This window comes from Nitrospira sp. M1 (assembly GCF_965152605.1).
On sequence record NZ_OZ224217.1, the window covers coordinates 3,592,767 to 3,607,072 of the forward strand.

Consider the following 14,306-nt stretch of genomic DNA (forward strand, 5'->3'; position numbering starts at 1 on the left):
GCTCTAGGAGTTGAATGCAGACAAAGCAGTGTGAATTGACATAAAAATGCTTATAGAATAGAACATCCTACATTGCTAGGGGGGTTTCTATAGGAAAGACACTCATGTTTGTGTGGACTGACAGTGCAATGAAGTGCTGAGCCACGCACGTGTAGAATGAGAAACACCTGCAGATGTCAGACTCGAATGAAAAATCAACTGATGACGAGCGGATAATTTTGTTCGTATTCAAGGCCGAATGAATGCCTACATGTACAGCCATAGTTGAGTTGAGGGCAATGAAGTCAATCAACGGTGTACACATACACAGTCCACCGAACTAGGGGATTTGTTAACGACATCCAACCTTAGGCAATACGCTCACCCCTAAAGGTTCACGTGATTGAGACAGATAGGCCAGACTACGGAGCCATGCTTTTGAAATTGAGCAATCCCCCCCCTAACAGCCCATTGCTTTTGCGCAAAAGGATCCAGAATAGGCTTGCCCCCCAAGCAGGTGGATACAGCCGCTCTCCCCCTCTTCCCCCAAACTACACGATTCACCTTTAGGATAAATGATGCCCTTATGTTGCTAGCTCGTATTTTTAAGGATCTCGTTCTTTTCGGCGTATCGCAGAACAGTCCAAACAAAAGCAGAATGACTCCAGGTGAGCGGTGAAACACAAAGAGGTGAACCGTTAACAGGATGTATCTGCTCGGCAAGCACACCAGAAGGGAGCGCATTTTTCCCGCACCATTCAAGATATGGAAGCGTCGCTTGTAACTGCTGCTGATTCTCGGCTTGATCGATAAAATATTCTGCCAGCCACAGTGTTGAAATAAACCATGGGTTCCCAGGAATATCTTTTGGGCTATCCTCCGCACGCTGATAGACATCTCCCTGGTATCTTGCGCAACCTTCAACAGACGTTTTCAGCCAGAGCTGCTCTCGTACAGCGTTGGCTGTTTCAATCATTCGTGGATCTTTCGGATCCAAAATTCCAAAAGTTGCCAAACTTAACAGGCTGACATCAATGACTTCATCAAGTTGATATCCGTTTTCTCTCCTGGAGCCAGAACGGGAAAATCGCTTGAGCCCTTCATGGTACAGATGTTGATTAATGCCCTCTGTCATTTCATCAGCGACAGAGTCATACTTCTCAGCTAGCGAGGTATCTTGAAAAAGTGCCGCAAAATTCGCCGCGGCTCTGAGGCCTGCGATGACGGACGAAACCGTATACGTATGTAAGGCATAGCGTTCTTCCCAAAGATCATAGGATGGCAAGGGCAAGAGGGTTTGAGGGTCCCGGTAACTGACTAAAAAGTCAGCGGCTTTTTTGATGAGTGTGCTGTAGAGAGGCCGAATAAATTCGACCTCCCTTAAACTCTGGTAGTGGATCCACAGCGCCCAAAGCGTCAAGGCGGTTGAATCTTCCTGAATAGGAAGGACTTCTTGGCCAGCGACTAACCACGAATGCCAATTACTGGCCAGAGAGCCATCTGGATTATAATGCTGGAATAAATAGCCTTCGTCGGATAACACTCGGGCGCAATAGTCAAAATATTTCATACACACATGCGAATACCCGGCCTTGGCTAACGCCGCGGCGACAAATGCGCCATCTCGTCCCCACATATAGGAATACGTATCTTTTCCAAAACGAATAATATCCGAATCATTGGCAGCAATGATGGCACCATGGTTGTCGATCTGCGTTCTTAAGATAAGCAGACTTCGGTGAAACACCTCGGTGACGGATTTGGGCAGGCCTTGAAGCTGGAGCGAATCTTTATGTACCCATGTTTTCCAGTACTTCAACGAACGTTTGATGAGTGTTTCAGGTGTGGTGTTGTGGACTTCCAAGTTGAGCTTCGCGACTTCAGGATAGGTCATGCCCGCCGCTATCCAATAATACGCCGTTGAAGTTTCCTTGGCAGGCAATTCAAGCCAAATACCAATGGTAGAATGAGGAGACCCCCAGGCAGAAGCCTCTCCGCTCAATTCTCCGTGCTCTATGCCTTGAACTGTCTCCAAACTTCCTGACGCATCTTTCCTGCCGCACGCAAAATGTTGAACACCCCAGTGCTCATGCGCCCAACTACTAATCAGAAAATACCGGTGCATTTTATAATGGATAATTGAACAGCTTCGAGGATCAAAATACGCCGTGCCGCCAATGTCATTTCCATACAAATTAAAGTCATGACTGAAAAAAAGTCGGACGTGACGGGCTGTATTGTGAAGATTGCGTACTTCGATTTTTTTGATGTAGATGTTGAGTTCAAAATCCACCACATCGGCGCATCGAAGCTCCAAGCCCAAAACGTCATGTTTGAGAAAGACCTCTGTGACCAGACTTGCGTTTTGATAGCGTAAATCTTTGTTCCATTCCGGCCCCATCCACGAATACTGCCCATCCACCCATACTCCAAAGAGAAACGGGTGTCCGCATGAATGGTTCTCCTGCCCGATAAACGGGAAGTACACGTCACGGATCCGATAATCCGAATCAAAATTTAAAAGGAAAGACCCGTTACTGACGGGGATGTCTCTAGGCATACCGTCCTTTCATTTATAATCCGTTGATACAGCTCGGCATATTTGGTGGTCATACTGTGGATTGAGAAATTATCTTCAACGTGCCTTCGACAATCACTGGGTTCAATAAGGTGAATGGCGTTCACGGCTTCAGCCATGCGATCGATGGAATCCACGATGAACCCTGTTTTTCCATGAATGACAATTTCTGGCACCGATCCTTTACGAAAGGCTATGATCGGTGTCCCGCAGGCCATGGATTCAATCAACACGAGCCCGAACGGTTCGCCCCATTGAATGGGAAAGAGTGTCGCACGTGCGTGCCGATACCACAGTTTTTTCTGATCGCTATTCACTTCTCCGATATAGATGATCTGCTTATCTGAATCCAGAATAGGTTTCATGACTGTTTCATAATAATCACTACCCAAAAAGGATCGGCCCGCATTCGTCATCAGATCGATTGACTGGTGTAATTTTTCGAAAAATTCACGGTCTTCAGTTTTGTTCTGGACATTGCCGGCAAGGATGAGTCTGGATCCGGTCTTTTTCGCAATTTCAATGGCGGTATCCTGTCCTTTCACTGGAGTAATTCTTCCAATGGAGAACAAATAGTCTTGTTTGCTGGGATGGCCTTTGAACGGATAGTCTTCTACATCAATACCATGATGAATCACCTTCTGTGCATTGACTAGTCTCTGATGTTGCATTCTTTGGTATTCGCTAATTGGGACAAAATATGCACTCGAAGAAGCAACAAGGGTTTCATTCCAACGCGTGAATCCCACATGATCTTCCGCAGGCACGTGGAGCGTCATCACAAGAGGGACAGGACTTTGACAAACTCCATTAAACATATACTCAGCCATGTCGGCATCATGCATATGAATGACATCAATATCACCCTGTTGTGCTCGTTGAAGTGACATGACAAGGTGTCTGTGCATATGCCCTTGCTTCACGTGTGTGTGGTTGGTGCAGTACTCACTGAAACTTCTTTCAATAGTCGTGAACTGTTCTCCAACAACATGGGAATCACCGGAACAGGCAACAATCGAACGGTGGCCCAATGAATGCAATCCTTTGTCAATGTTATACACGACCGATTCGATAGGAGCGTAACCCAAGTCCTGCCTGATGGGACGATTGAGGGTCGCAACATGGAGCACATTCATTTTCTTCCCTATTCTTTCTGTGAGTGATAGTGTTGCTACAACGTGCCTGCTAGACCTAGTGAAAAATAGTGGCAATCCAATCGTGCCACTCAAAACAGATAGTGGCTTACGCATCCTCTTGCGTACGCATGACGGCGAACGGCCTTTTCTGTCCAATCAAGATTGGAATGATTCCTGTATTCTCTAGCCGACGCCCGGCACAGTCTTCAACCGCTCCCCTCAATAGTCCATCACACAGGACGTTCGATGTCCTTGAGTGGTTGGCCGGGAAAGGCGACGTTAAAGAACGCCAGATTCGCATGCTGGAATTCGATCCGTTTTTCTCTTTTTGGAAACGATCGATCTCCGATAGCGAGGAGTTGTTCCTTGTTAAGGAACAAGTCTCGCTTTGTGTACACCGCCCACTCATATTCTCGCGTCATTCCCAGGGCATCAACCGGGCAGGCCTGGACACACAATCCACAGAATAAGCATCGCGTCATATCCATTGAATAGGCTTTTGCGTAGCGCTTGGTTGGCTCACCCGGCACTTCCGCGCTGATCACTGAGATCACCCGACTTGGGCAAACCGCTTCACACAGATCACAGCCCACGCACTTGTCGGTCCCATCGTCATATCGTAGTAAGGCCAGCATACCCCGATAATTTTCAGGGAGTACCCGTTTTTCGTGAGGATACTGAAGGGTGATCGGTCTATAGTGGAGGAGATGGCGCAGAGTTGTCTTCAGCCCCATCGCAAATTCATAGAAGGTGATCAGCTTGATCCAAGCATTGATTTTCTCATAGTGTCGGACAAAGCCCTTAGGCCGTTTCATCAGTTTTCTTTCTTGAACACAATCTGCAGGCAGTGGTCGAGAATACGGATTACTCGAAGACAACGTTCTTATGCTTAGCAGACTAATAAGTAGAAACTACTCCACGCTTTCAATTCAGATTTAGCTAGCCTATTCCTTCTTGTGACGAATGCTTTCGTATTCTCAATACAAATATTTCCATAGACTCATCCACGTCACCCACCGCACTCTGACAAACACAAACCTTGTCCCTGGAGTCAAACAACTGCGTCCTAGTCCTTTGACTGAAGCCGCATTAGAAGGCATGCTTACACCGCATTCAATGCAAATGCTCGAGCATACGATTCTGACAATTCTTCCAACGCTGCATTCATGCCATATTGAAGCATGAACCAGTCTTGCCCTGTCGCCACCCGTAAGGCATCAATTCGCTGTTGAACGGATTCACTTTTTTTTGTTAAGTCATCAAGGGCAGCCTCTAAGATTTCCTGACATTCATACTCCAATTCTCTCTGTTCAACTTGCACGACAAGTTGTGCATGAGTGCCTCGAAGCCGGCCCATCTTGTCTTCTACAAACTTGGAATACTCATGTCGTGTTTCTTCTGGAGGGCTCGCTTCAAAAACTCCGCAACCCACGACCATCATGCCAACCATACCGACAAGAACATTCACAACGACAGAAGATCTCATGTGTTTTCTTCCAAGCTGAAGGTCTCGCACATTCAGGAATACGGCCAACGCCATTCTCTGGGCGTTGGCCCAGAGAATCTCCCCCTCGGTGCGGTATTTGCCAAGAGGGAAATTCTGGTAGATATTCGATTAGAAGCTCAATTGAACTCCATTCCGTTTGACGTTAACATGTTGACAGTTTTGCTCTGCTAACATGCGCTGTCCATCACTGGCGCCCGACGGAATTCTGGCGATACAGGCCTTCAGGGTGTCGGCAACACTACCATCTGCGATTTGCGCAAGGCCCTGTTCTTGTGCTTCATAAAAATCTTTCATCGTATCCTCCGGATCGCCGGCTGAAGACACCACTGGCAGCATCAATAGAAAAAACATACAGGATGCAACGAGGATCGTACAATTGCTAAAAAGAATACGTTTCATGATATGACTCCTTTTTTTAGGATACATGAATAACCACACGTCGTGGGAATCACGATAGTGCGTCCTTTCGAAATTCTTGTTAACCCCCGGTAATTGACGTTCTACACACGCCCACTATCGAGCTCTTTCATTGCAGCACATCAACCGACCTCATCAAATAGTTGCGACCGACTTCTGCCAATGTCCCCACGAAAACGGTCGAGCAGGTTCGTGGATCAACGGCTATCGGTCTGCAACGCTCCTACTCAATGAAGGCTAATTGAAAACCTCCGACTTGAGGCTTGGAGGCTTCTCTCTAAAGGTCGCAAATATAGCTGCAGCCCAAAATAGGAACATCAATCCCAAAAGCATCTCGAAGGGATACATGAGTTCACCTCTATTCTTTAACCAAGACGGCCCAGAGTGACCTCTTCAGAAACCTGATCTGATGAACAGCGTTACAATCGACAACAAAAACCGACAGCGATTGTTAAGAAGAGGTTAGGCGTAGAGTGGCGCGGACAGGAGAATCAGACGCGCAGGGGATAATGGTAAGAATGCGCGAGGGATAGGAATGTCAACGTAGAGTCTTACGTCATACAATCACTCTATACCTCAACCTAGATGGTGTCAATGTGCCACAAGCCTGTCGGGTCAAAAGGTTATGTTTCAGTGCAAAAGACAATCATCTATTTCGAAGACTGTGCAAACACATTGCTCAAACAGAGGATAAGCCACCTCATCAGTTCGTTCTGTATTATTCCACAGATATAGCCACAAGAAGCTTTCTATAGGTTCGAACTCAATTTGAACTCTTGTCTCCAACAGTGTTGACTGTCTCCTGCTCAAAGAAGTCTAACTATCTTTGGAATACATGCCGTGCTAGAGTCAGACGCTACTTCATCTCACAAGCCTTGGAGGTGTAAGGAGGAAGCATTAAACAAGCAAGACCTTTACCCGATGTTGTGTTGCCGGGGAATCTACTCGAAAGCCTGACCTCAGTTGTTTCAGAATTCACGTCTTGCTCATTCCAGTCGCTTCGCCGTATCTAAACCCAAGACAATATCACTTTTCAAATGGAGGAACTCCATGAGTTCAAAACTTTATGTTGGTGGGTTTGCCCTACTCTTCGACTGGATCAGAGCTTACTGATCTATTCTCAGCGCACGGGACGGTGGAATCGGTGAACGTGATCACAGACAAGTTTACTGGTCAATCCAGAGGCTTTGGTTTTGTGGAAATGGCCACAAAGAAAGAGGCTGAGGCGGCCATTGCGGCACTGAACTCTACTGAACTAGGAGGCCGAACGCTGACCGTGAACGAAGCGAAACCCCAAGCTCCACGTAGTGGTGGGGGAGATTTTGGTGGGGGCGGGTTCGACCAGAAACGCCGTAGCCGATTCTAGGAAAATCCTTCTCTGCTTCACTCTCGGTACCATAAAGGAGAAGCCTCTCCTAAACGATGACCTGTGTATGGCGAATTCCTAATCATGTGCCATTGGGGTGTAAAATAATCCCTAACAATGTGCTCGCCCCACAACATGCGTTGGATCTGCAGGAAGCGGTGGGGCTTTCCCTTCCGCTTCCTCGCGGAACTGTTGATTCAGGCTCTCGTGAAACCGAAAACCATTGCAATACCCCTGGAACGCTTCCAGCTTTCATTCTAGAGGGCCATCATTTAAAAAGCATTTGCATAATTTGGCAGCTGGCTAGTGTTAGGATTAGGATTGGGACAATGGGAAAAACCAAAAGGACCCTATATTCTCAAACGTCAACATCGGGGAGTACTCCTGTATGACTTTTGCCGAACAGCACTCGGCACCCTCATCTGACCCGGCGTCACAGAAACGATCATCATTAAAATGACAGGACATAAAACGCGCGCAGTCTTCGATCGTTATAATACCTTGAATGTCCAGGACCTTGTGGCAGGATGTCCAACAGCACGAACAACACAGGGCTATTTCTGGACGTAGATGTTGGGTAGACGCTTTCGAATATATATTTCAATAACTGCTCTTACATCAAGAGCAGCAGACTCAGGCATTGATATCAACCACAATACGGCCTCGAACTCTTCCCGCTAAGAGTGCATAAGCCTGCTCGATAACTTCAGAGAGCCCGATTTTCGTAATCATGTCTTTCTGCTGGGTAATGTCCCATTCAGCTTCAAAGGTGGAAAATGGTTTTGGCAGTGGGAGAAACCAGTCAGCATGGCCCCGCGCACATTGCGCAAGGCCTCCCCAATGTAGTTCACCCATCCCCCAGCCGGTTAGAAGAACACGATCTCCAACAGCAAAACGAACGTCTTTACTGTCAGTTAGGCGACCGGCGAGGTCTATTCCCGGTACCATGGAAAAGCTTCGCACCACAGGTCCTTTACCGGTAATCGCTAACGCGTCTTTGTAATTCAGAGTCGAGTATTCAACGGCAACCTCGACTTCATCTTCCGGCAGTGTACTGTTGTCCAACTCGGTCAAAGCAACGGAGTATTCATGTTCTGCTTGATCGATATAAATGGCTTTAAACATGGGAAATAATATAGGGTCAGACTCCAATTTAAACACCAAAAAGAAAAATATTTCTTTCACTCAATCCTGATTCAAGTGCTTACAAGGCGATAATGCAGAGAAACAAGAAAAATCGCTTCTCTCACAAAAAACTGGTGAGCCGCGAGCGGCTCGAATGCTCGACCTTCGCCTTAAAATGGCAGACGATACTGGGTAAAATCAATCACTTGTGAATTTCAATTGCCTAACGAATATCAAACTTTTGCAACGAGGTACAAACCCATTGGTCTATATAGACCACGATGATTTTATTATAGCGAATCCAAGTACACATCAGTAAGCTTGAACACGATAGTTGGAAGGCCTCGTGGTTCTCACAGACATGTGACATCCTCACCGAATCATCAAGCTGATCTCGGTATGATAGGTGTTCAAGTCCAGTTGAACCATGAAGACTCTCAACGCGGTATCCAATGCGAAACACCGGAAGGTTATACCCACATGGATTATAGCGAATCTACATACGCATCAGTATGCTTGGACACGGTCGTTGAGCGACCCGGTTGCACTTGATGGGAAATCGTTGTTGTGATCGTTCTGGCTACGCATATCTCCATTACAGGTGTCCAAGTAAGGACTTTCAACGCGATATCCAACGTGTCAAGAGTACGGAAGTTCATGGAATCGGCTATAACTGACAATGCTTGGCATGTTCTCTCACGTATTGGGTGGCAACGTGTACACGATGGCGCTGTATCGTTTCGGTATAACTGAATCGGCTATAACTTTTACCTTTTATCGAAACAAACAATTCTCCTTATTTCTTAATGTAGCTCACGTATCAACGAGTCGTTTAGCTGACATTTTAATAGTACAGCGGCTTTGCAACCATCCCTCCCCTGTTTTTGCTCCCCGGAAGATTCTTCATCAATCGGCGAAATACCTTGTCATTGTTGACGAAAAACACCTTTTCCATTTCCTGTGACAATCGGCCAGCGCAGTTGATTACTGACATTTCCTGACCACTCGAACACGGTCCTTGTTACACTGGCCGAGGCGGCGTTTGGCCACCGTACGTGATCACAAACAAGATGTCGTCGAGTTCTTCATTCTTAAACCGGTTTTTCACGTCCTCTGCGTTGGGTAATGTCAGCTCCCACTCGCCGACCGGATTTTTTCCGATGAGCGGCGCCCATTTGGGCGCGTTGCCCCGGCGTGTGCTGATGACGCCATCGATGGAGGTTGCCCCGCTGCCGATGCCGATGCCGGACCCATTGGGATCCTGCGAGATGAATTGTAGTTTGTCCACCTTCATCTCGAAAGTCTGTCCTTCGACGCAGGCAAAATACAGCACCACCTGCTCGATCTTTAAGTCTTCAACATTAGGAGGGAAGTCCTCGCGCCGGGTTTGAAAACGCACGGTCATTGGCGTCTCCGTCTGTTCAGGGTTGTGCAAGTCGTACCACTGGTCAGCGAACTGGTGGCGGAAGCTGAATGGTGTACTGCTCCCCATTTATCAAGCGGCGACGAACTGAGTCAGGTAGCTGGCTTGATATTCTTGTTCGAACTGCGCTGGCGATTTATAGCTCAACGCTGAATGATGATAGTGGTCGTTATCGTGCTTGACCCACTGGGCTAACGCCTCTCGTAATTCTTGATGACTCGACCACTCTCGTAACCAGATGAGTTCTTCTTTTAGGGTCCGCATGAGACGCTCCGTATCGGCGTTCCCTTTGGGATTTGTGATAACTGGGACACACCTGCGTGCTACCCAACGTCGTACAGGTCTTCATAAAGAGCGTCCCCATCGATTGACAGCCATTGTCGCTCATGAGATACAGCCCCTGCTCCTTTCCCCCATTGGGAAACTGTTGCTGGAGTCCTTGGTCGATTGCGTGGAGCCAGTCCTGAACCGTGGACCGCCTCCCGGCTTGCCACCCCACAATCTTTTTCGTGTACCAAGCCAGCACGAGGACGATGTACAGCCACCCCTCGGCCTAGACCAAGACCTTGGTCATATCCATCCCCCACCACTGATTCGGCCGATGCGGTTTCGGCTTACTCCGTGTGGGCGTCTGGCTCGCCCGTAGTCGAGGATTCGCGGGAACCAGCCAGTATAACTATCGCATGAGCCGCAGGATCCGTTTCCGGTTCACCACCAAGCTCTCAGTGAAACGCAGATGGGCCCAGACCCGGCGAGATAGCCCCAAAAGGGATGCGCCGCTTTCAGGGCTTCGATCCGCTTGCACAACGTGGCATTGCGCGCTCTGACCGCAGGCGACGGGTGCCGCCGCGTCATACCCACCCCGCGTCGCTTTTTTTGAGCTCCAGAGTGAGTTTACCCACCACCTGTTGGAGGCGAGCATTCTCTTGCTGCAACCTTGCCTCTCGTTGGCTCTGCTGGTGGACTTCAAAGGCTTGACTGACATGCGTCAGAAATTGGTCCCGCCATTGGTTATACTGGGCTTGACTGATCTGATATTCCGTACACAAGGCGGCGACGGACTTCCCTTTGAGTCCTTGCAACACTATCACGGCTTTCATTTTGGCATCCCACTTCCGTCGCTTCATGGCTGATCCCTCCCTGCTTGATCAGCCACACTGTACTAAGTTCCCCCAGCCCTCTGTCTTAAAAGGGTGCAATAACTCTCAGATTTATAGATGTATTGTGCAAAATCTTGCTCATGTCGCTCACTGTGTGCCCGTGTACCTGCTATGACCTTCGCTCATCAAAGGATCCTCTGAGTTTTCGATAATCTTCCGAAAAAATTTCATCCTTGGTCCAGTATCCCATCAACATAATGAATGTACACATTTCTTCGCTATGGCAGGCCTCCACACTCTAGGTTAGTGGTTCCCATTTTCAAGGTGATAGTCTATCACCTTGTTCTTATTATTTACCGTAATCTGGAGGCGATCACCTTGTTTTAATGACTTAGCTTTTTCTCCAATTTTTTCTAATTCAAGGTAACGAGGCGATATTTCCCCTATTGCACCCGCATTTACTTTGATTGTGTTCGCATTCACCCCTTCCACTGTGCCATAGATGATATGGTGGTTAGGAGGAAGTGCATTGGCTGCTGCTCTTTGTTCTCCTGACTTTTTTATGATTTCTTGATCATGTACTTTCTCGCTGAAGCCCGTCGAAATAAGACCAAAAAGACAAAAGACGACTACACTAGTTATGAGAATACTCTTGTACATGTTGGTTTGATTATTCATCATGCTCTCCTTTTTTCTAAGGAATAAATTATTGGACTCTATGTACGTTTATAGATGCGACGAAGTTTCACAATGGTCAATCAGGCAGACGTTTAAAGCCTCAGTATTTTCGTATGGTGAGTAAGCTTTTCACACGCCTGGCTCCTCCTTCCCGAGCGTTCTCGATCGCCGTTTCATATTCCAAATAACTATCAACAGTACCAGAAAGTGTTGCGACACCGGCTTTGACAGTAACCGCAATATCATCACTATCTACGAACGGGCTCCACCACAACTCACTTTCGATCTCGCGCTTGGTGACGGCATCAGGTCTCCACGTCCACGTCTCGTCAACCGTCAGCTTGTTCTTGATATCCACGACGCCTTTGACTCCCGAGACCACATCCTCTGCGTGATTTTTTTGAAACTGTGATTCGACGGAGCCTCGTAACAAGACGGTCCCGTTATGAACATCTACGTTCACCTGGAATCGATTCAGAAAAATGTCATCATGCAAAGCCATCTCGACCTTTCGTTTGAGTGCGTTATCTTCGATAAGATCCTTGGGTCTGACTTTTAATAAATTCTTGACCCAGAGGACTCCACGTGTGTACCGAGCGACTTTTTCTGCAGCTCGTTTGGCATGGAGATTGTCAACGACTCCAGTCAGAGTTACGATCCCGTGACGAACATCGATAGTTGGATTAAAGACTGACACTCGTGGATCGTAAGCATACGCTAGAATCAACGTGTCTTTTATCTCCGTGTCGTCTTTATACCCTGGTTGTCCTCGCCGTTTCATTTTTCCTTTCGCCCAAGCTTTTACGAATAAGAGCTGGCCGTCAACTTTTTTTACACCTGCTACGTGTGCATTACTGGTCACTTGCCGTTTCTCGGCCACACTGCCGACCACCCCATCGAGTGTCACCACTCCATCCTTCACCGATACAAGGAACGAGTCTTCATTGACCCAGACATCGGATTCTAGACGTGTCTGGATTTCGTCTACGATCGCCTCATCAGAGCGTGTTTCCTCGACATCGATGACGAGACGATTATTGATTTCTCGTACTCCATACACTCCTGAGGCTACCCATTCGCTAAGCTCCCAAGCTGCCCAAGACGGCACGCTTCCTGTTAGGGTGACAGCTCCATGGTCGACGTCGACCTTGATCTGATAGGAGTCAGTCGCTGGATCTTCCTTCAGTGCCTTCTGCACTTTGTCACGAATTTCTTCATCTGTTCTTTTGGAAACAGTTACCGTGAGCCCGTTGATCACACTTTGGACACCTCTCACGGTTTCGACAACGTTTACTGCCCGACCTTTCGATCGAAAATGCGGCATCATACCACTGAGTGTGACAATTCCATGTTCTGTACGCACATCAATGAGATGAGAAGGAACGTTCTCGTCAAGGAGCAGAGCACTTTCCACGGCCCGCGTGATTTCTTGATCCGAGATCTCGCGCGCCTTCGCTGCGTTTAAGGTATTTCCGTGACTCACCAAAAGAAGTGCACCTAGTAGAAGCACTCCTATCCAAAACTGTACTATTGGACTGACTAGCGAATCTCGAGAAACGCAAATACTGTCACGCATACACACCTCCAACCCAGTTCGATTACTATTACGTAGTTATGGTTATGTATAACGAAGAAAAGGGAACTTGTGGACTATGAGAAACCCTAGTTCATGGATTATCGGTGGTCTATGCTAGTTAAATAGGTAATCTAGGATTACAGTTTGTTAAGAAAATACTGAGCTGTTCCGGTCTCAAAGTTGATGTTGATCACGTCTGTGAAGATTTACCGTCCTACCGATATAATCCCAAAAGCTATAATGTCGTCGCCAAGAAATGGCGAGGACGCATTTTGGCCTTGACAGCATTCTTCTGCCGAACAACTCGTTTGGTTTACGCATTAACGCGGAAATATCGGAGGTTCTTTGCCTGGATTATCCGGAAGATTCTCAGGCTTCACCGACATTCAGGATCTGTGATAGGGGGAGGAATCGTCATTTCCTTATCCACGATAGGCGGCGAAATGACAGGCGGCGAATCCGTTATGGCGTCGGGGGTTCTCAATGTGTCGGGGGCAGATGGTGTTGACGGGACGCCCGGTGGAAATTCTCCTCTCTGGGGATCTTGTTTCCCCTCAGGGATATCATCTTTTCCATGAATAAAAAGATTTTCCGCGATTTGCGTTGTTGATATCACACGGACATTAGCCTCATCTATATTTAGTGAACTCGTGATCACAATGATCGTCGCCAAGAGTAACGGTTGCATAGCCTTCACCTTCACTTTTTTGGAAGTTGCTGGGTTACTGGCATTCAATATTTTCTAGGATTTGATTCTATCCCGCGATGAGTGAAAGCACGACTGTCGAAAACCCTAGTCATTGTCTGGTTCACATTTCCTTAGTTGATTGGCTTGCCGGGATACGACAATTTCTCTGGGAAAAGAATTAAGAGACGGTCAGTTTAAAAAAGTCGGTGTAGTCATAAGATGAATGCTCTCTTCACGTTCTGTTATAGAGATGCGTATAGATCAGAACTGGGAGTTATCTATTGTGAAGCAATAAGAGGATGAATCATGACCGTACCTATCGGCGATTTAGAGAAGAGAAATTTCTTTCACGAGGATTATCATAATGATGGAAAACGGTACGAGGCCCCTGCTGCTATAAACCAATCAGCGGCTGCACTTGTAATGCCTGGTCCATTGGATAGATCTAGCTGGAGGGTAGGTAGGACAAGATACGTAAAGCCAGCATCAAATCCGTGAGTTGAAGGCCATTCATGTTTCCGAAGACTTCAGCAAAGGGTGTGAACTTGTCGGTGATTGACAAGCCCAGGGCAGTTGTATAGAGCCCGTGATATTATGTAATTCGTCTTCCCACGCCGCGCCGACATTCCCTTCCCAACTCACTCGTTTGGAAAGTGCATGGTTCGCAGCGATCTTAATTAATATCAGGCGTGGACTCGTCAGGAATGTAGCCCCTTGCTTCAATACGGAAGAG

Annotated in this window: 14 protein-coding genes and 1 pseudogene; 2 read left to right on the forward strand and 13 right to left on the reverse strand. The window is 47.4% G+C overall.

Features of this window, described 5'->3' with window-relative positions:
- Positions 1-571 precede the first annotated feature (571 nt).
- The 5 genes from ACWHX8_RS16190 to ACWHX8_RS16210 form a co-directional block, all read right to left on the reverse strand.
- On the reverse strand, positions 572-2,539 hold the full coding sequence (locus ACWHX8_RS16190; RefSeq protein WP_447969173.1) for a glycoside hydrolase family 15 protein: 1,968 nt from the start codon (positions 2,537-2,539) through the stop codon (positions 572-574).
- On the reverse strand, positions 2,497-3,693 hold the full coding sequence (locus ACWHX8_RS16195) for a glycosyltransferase family 4 protein (RefSeq protein ID WP_447969174.1): 1,197 nt from the start codon (positions 3,691-3,693) through the stop codon (positions 2,497-2,499). Before ACWHX8_RS16195 ends, ACWHX8_RS16190 begins: the two co-directional genes overlap by 43 nt.
- Positions 3,694-3,923: 230 nt before the next feature.
- Positions 3,924-4,508 carry an NADH-quinone oxidoreductase subunit NuoI gene (gene nuoI / locus ACWHX8_RS16200; protein ID WP_447969175.1) on the reverse strand — a complete coding sequence of 195 codons (585 nt, stop codon included), beginning with the start codon at positions 4,506-4,508 and terminating at the stop codon, positions 3,924-3,926.
- 287 nt (positions 4,509-4,795) lie between these two features.
- The gene (locus ACWHX8_RS16205) at positions 4,796-5,179 is read right to left on the reverse strand and encodes a hypothetical protein (protein ID WP_447969176.1); all 384 of its coding nucleotides are present in this window, start codon (positions 5,177-5,179) and stop codon (positions 4,796-4,798) included.
- Positions 5,180-5,308: 129 nt separating this feature from the next.
- The gene (locus ACWHX8_RS16210) at positions 5,309-5,599 is read right to left on the reverse strand and encodes a hypothetical protein (RefSeq protein ID WP_447969177.1); all 291 of its coding nucleotides are present in this window, start codon (positions 5,597-5,599) and stop codon (positions 5,309-5,311) included.
- Between the two features lie 1,084 nt (positions 5,600-6,683).
- On the opposite strand from ACWHX8_RS16210, the gene ACWHX8_RS16215 reads away from it, so the two are divergent.
- Positions 6,684-6,983 (forward strand): RNA recognition motif domain-containing protein, encoded by a 300-nt coding sequence (locus tag ACWHX8_RS16215; protein ID WP_447969178.1) that lies wholly within the window; start codon positions 6,684-6,686, stop codon positions 6,981-6,983.
- A gap of 633 nt (positions 6,984-7,616) precedes the next feature.
- On the opposite strand, the gene ACWHX8_RS16220 is transcribed toward ACWHX8_RS16215, so the two are convergent.
- The 3 genes from ACWHX8_RS16220 to ACWHX8_RS16230 form a co-directional block, all read right to left on the reverse strand.
- A complete protein-coding gene (locus tag ACWHX8_RS16220; protein ID WP_447969179.1) occupies positions 7,617-8,168 on the reverse strand; it encodes an alcohol dehydrogenase catalytic domain-containing protein in 552 nt (183 codons plus the stop codon).
- Positions 8,169-9,129: 961 nt separating this feature from the next.
- Positions 9,130-9,513, reverse strand: coding sequence for a hypothetical protein (locus tag ACWHX8_RS16225; RefSeq protein WP_447969180.1), 384 nt, complete (start codon positions 9,511-9,513; stop codon positions 9,130-9,132).
- A 90-nt stretch (positions 9,514-9,603) separates the two neighbouring features.
- Entirely contained in the window at positions 9,604-9,795 is a 192-nt protein-coding gene (locus tag ACWHX8_RS16230) for a hypothetical protein (protein WP_447969181.1), read from the reverse strand.
- Here ACWHX8_RS16230 and ACWHX8_RS16235 point away from each other — a divergent pair.
- Positions 9,794-10,177 (forward strand): hypothetical protein, encoded by a 384-nt coding sequence (locus ACWHX8_RS16235; RefSeq protein WP_447969182.1) that lies wholly within the window; start codon positions 9,794-9,796, stop codon positions 10,175-10,177. The genes ACWHX8_RS16230 and ACWHX8_RS16235 overlap by 2 nt on opposite strands.
- 205 nt (positions 10,178-10,382) lie before the next feature.
- On the opposite strand, the gene ACWHX8_RS16240 is transcribed toward ACWHX8_RS16235, so the two are convergent.
- From ACWHX8_RS16240 to ACWHX8_RS16260, 5 genes and pseudogenes are all read right to left on the reverse strand, one after another.
- Positions 10,383-10,658, reverse strand: a complete 276-nt coding sequence (locus ACWHX8_RS16240; protein WP_447969183.1) for a transposase — start codon at positions 10,656-10,658, stop codon at positions 10,383-10,385.
- Between the two features lie 276 nt (positions 10,659-10,934).
- On the reverse strand, positions 10,935-11,312 hold the full coding sequence (locus ACWHX8_RS16245; RefSeq protein WP_447969184.1) for a hypothetical protein: 378 nt from the start codon (positions 11,310-11,312) through the stop codon (positions 10,935-10,937).
- 97 nt (positions 11,313-11,409) lie between these two features.
- On the reverse strand, positions 11,410-12,885 hold the full coding sequence (locus tag ACWHX8_RS16250) for a BON domain-containing protein (RefSeq protein ID WP_447969185.1): 1,476 nt from the start codon (positions 12,883-12,885) through the stop codon (positions 11,410-11,412).
- Positions 12,886-13,261: 376 nt separating this feature from the next.
- Positions 13,262-13,573 (reverse strand): hypothetical protein, encoded by a 312-nt coding sequence (locus ACWHX8_RS16255; RefSeq protein WP_447969186.1) that lies wholly within the window; start codon positions 13,571-13,573, stop codon positions 13,262-13,264.
- A gap of 359 nt (positions 13,574-13,932) precedes the next feature.
- A pseudogene (locus ACWHX8_RS16260) lies at positions 13,933-14,064 on the reverse strand (transporter); the annotation flags it as partial.
- Positions 14,065-14,306: the final 242 nt, after the last annotated feature.

Coding starts and splice junctions, on each gene's coding strand:
- ACWHX8_RS16230 (WP_447969181.1), bottom strand. CDS start 9,795: ATGCGGACCCTAAAAGAAGAACTCATCTGGTTACGAGAGTGGTCGAGT.
- ACWHX8_RS16210 (WP_447969177.1), bottom strand. CDS start 5,599: ATGAAACGTATTCTTTTTAGCAATTGTACGATCCTCGTTGCATCCTGT.
- ACWHX8_RS16240 (WP_447969183.1), bottom strand. CDS start 10,658: ATGAAGCGACGGAAGTGGGATGCCAAAATGAAAGCCGTGATAGTGTTG.
- ACWHX8_RS16235 (WP_447969182.1), top strand. CDS start 9,794: ATGAGACGCTCCGTATCGGCGTTCCCTTTGGGATTTGTGATAACTGGG.
- ACWHX8_RS16245 (WP_447969184.1), bottom strand. CDS start 11,312: ATGATGAATAATCAAACCAACATGTACAAGAGTATTCTCATAACTAGT.
- ACWHX8_RS16255 (WP_447969186.1), bottom strand. CDS start 13,573: ATGCAACCGTTACTCTTGGCGACGATCATTGTGATCACGAGTTCACTA.
- ACWHX8_RS16225 (WP_447969180.1), bottom strand. CDS start 9,513: ATGACCGTGCGTTTTCAAACCCGGCGCGAGGACTTCCCTCCTAATGTT.
- ACWHX8_RS16190 (WP_447969173.1), bottom strand. CDS start 2,539: ATGCCTAGAGACATCCCCGTCAGTAACGGGTCTTTCCTTTTAAATTTT.
- nuoI (WP_447969175.1), bottom strand. CDS start 4,508: ATGAAACGGCCTAAGGGCTTTGTCCGACACTATGAGAAAATCAATGCT.
- ACWHX8_RS16195 (WP_447969174.1), bottom strand. CDS start 3,693: ATGAATGTGCTCCATGTTGCGACCCTCAATCGTCCCATCAGGCAGGAC.
- ACWHX8_RS16205 (WP_447969176.1), bottom strand. CDS start 5,179: ATGAGATCTTCTGTCGTTGTGAATGTTCTTGTCGGTATGGTTGGCATG.
- ACWHX8_RS16250 (WP_447969185.1), bottom strand. CDS start 12,885: ATGCGTGACAGTATTTGCGTTTCTCGAGATTCGCTAGTCAGTCCAATA.
- ACWHX8_RS16215 (WP_447969178.1), top strand. CDS start 6,684: ATGTTGGTGGGTTTGCCCTACTCTTCGACTGGATCAGAGCTTACTGAT.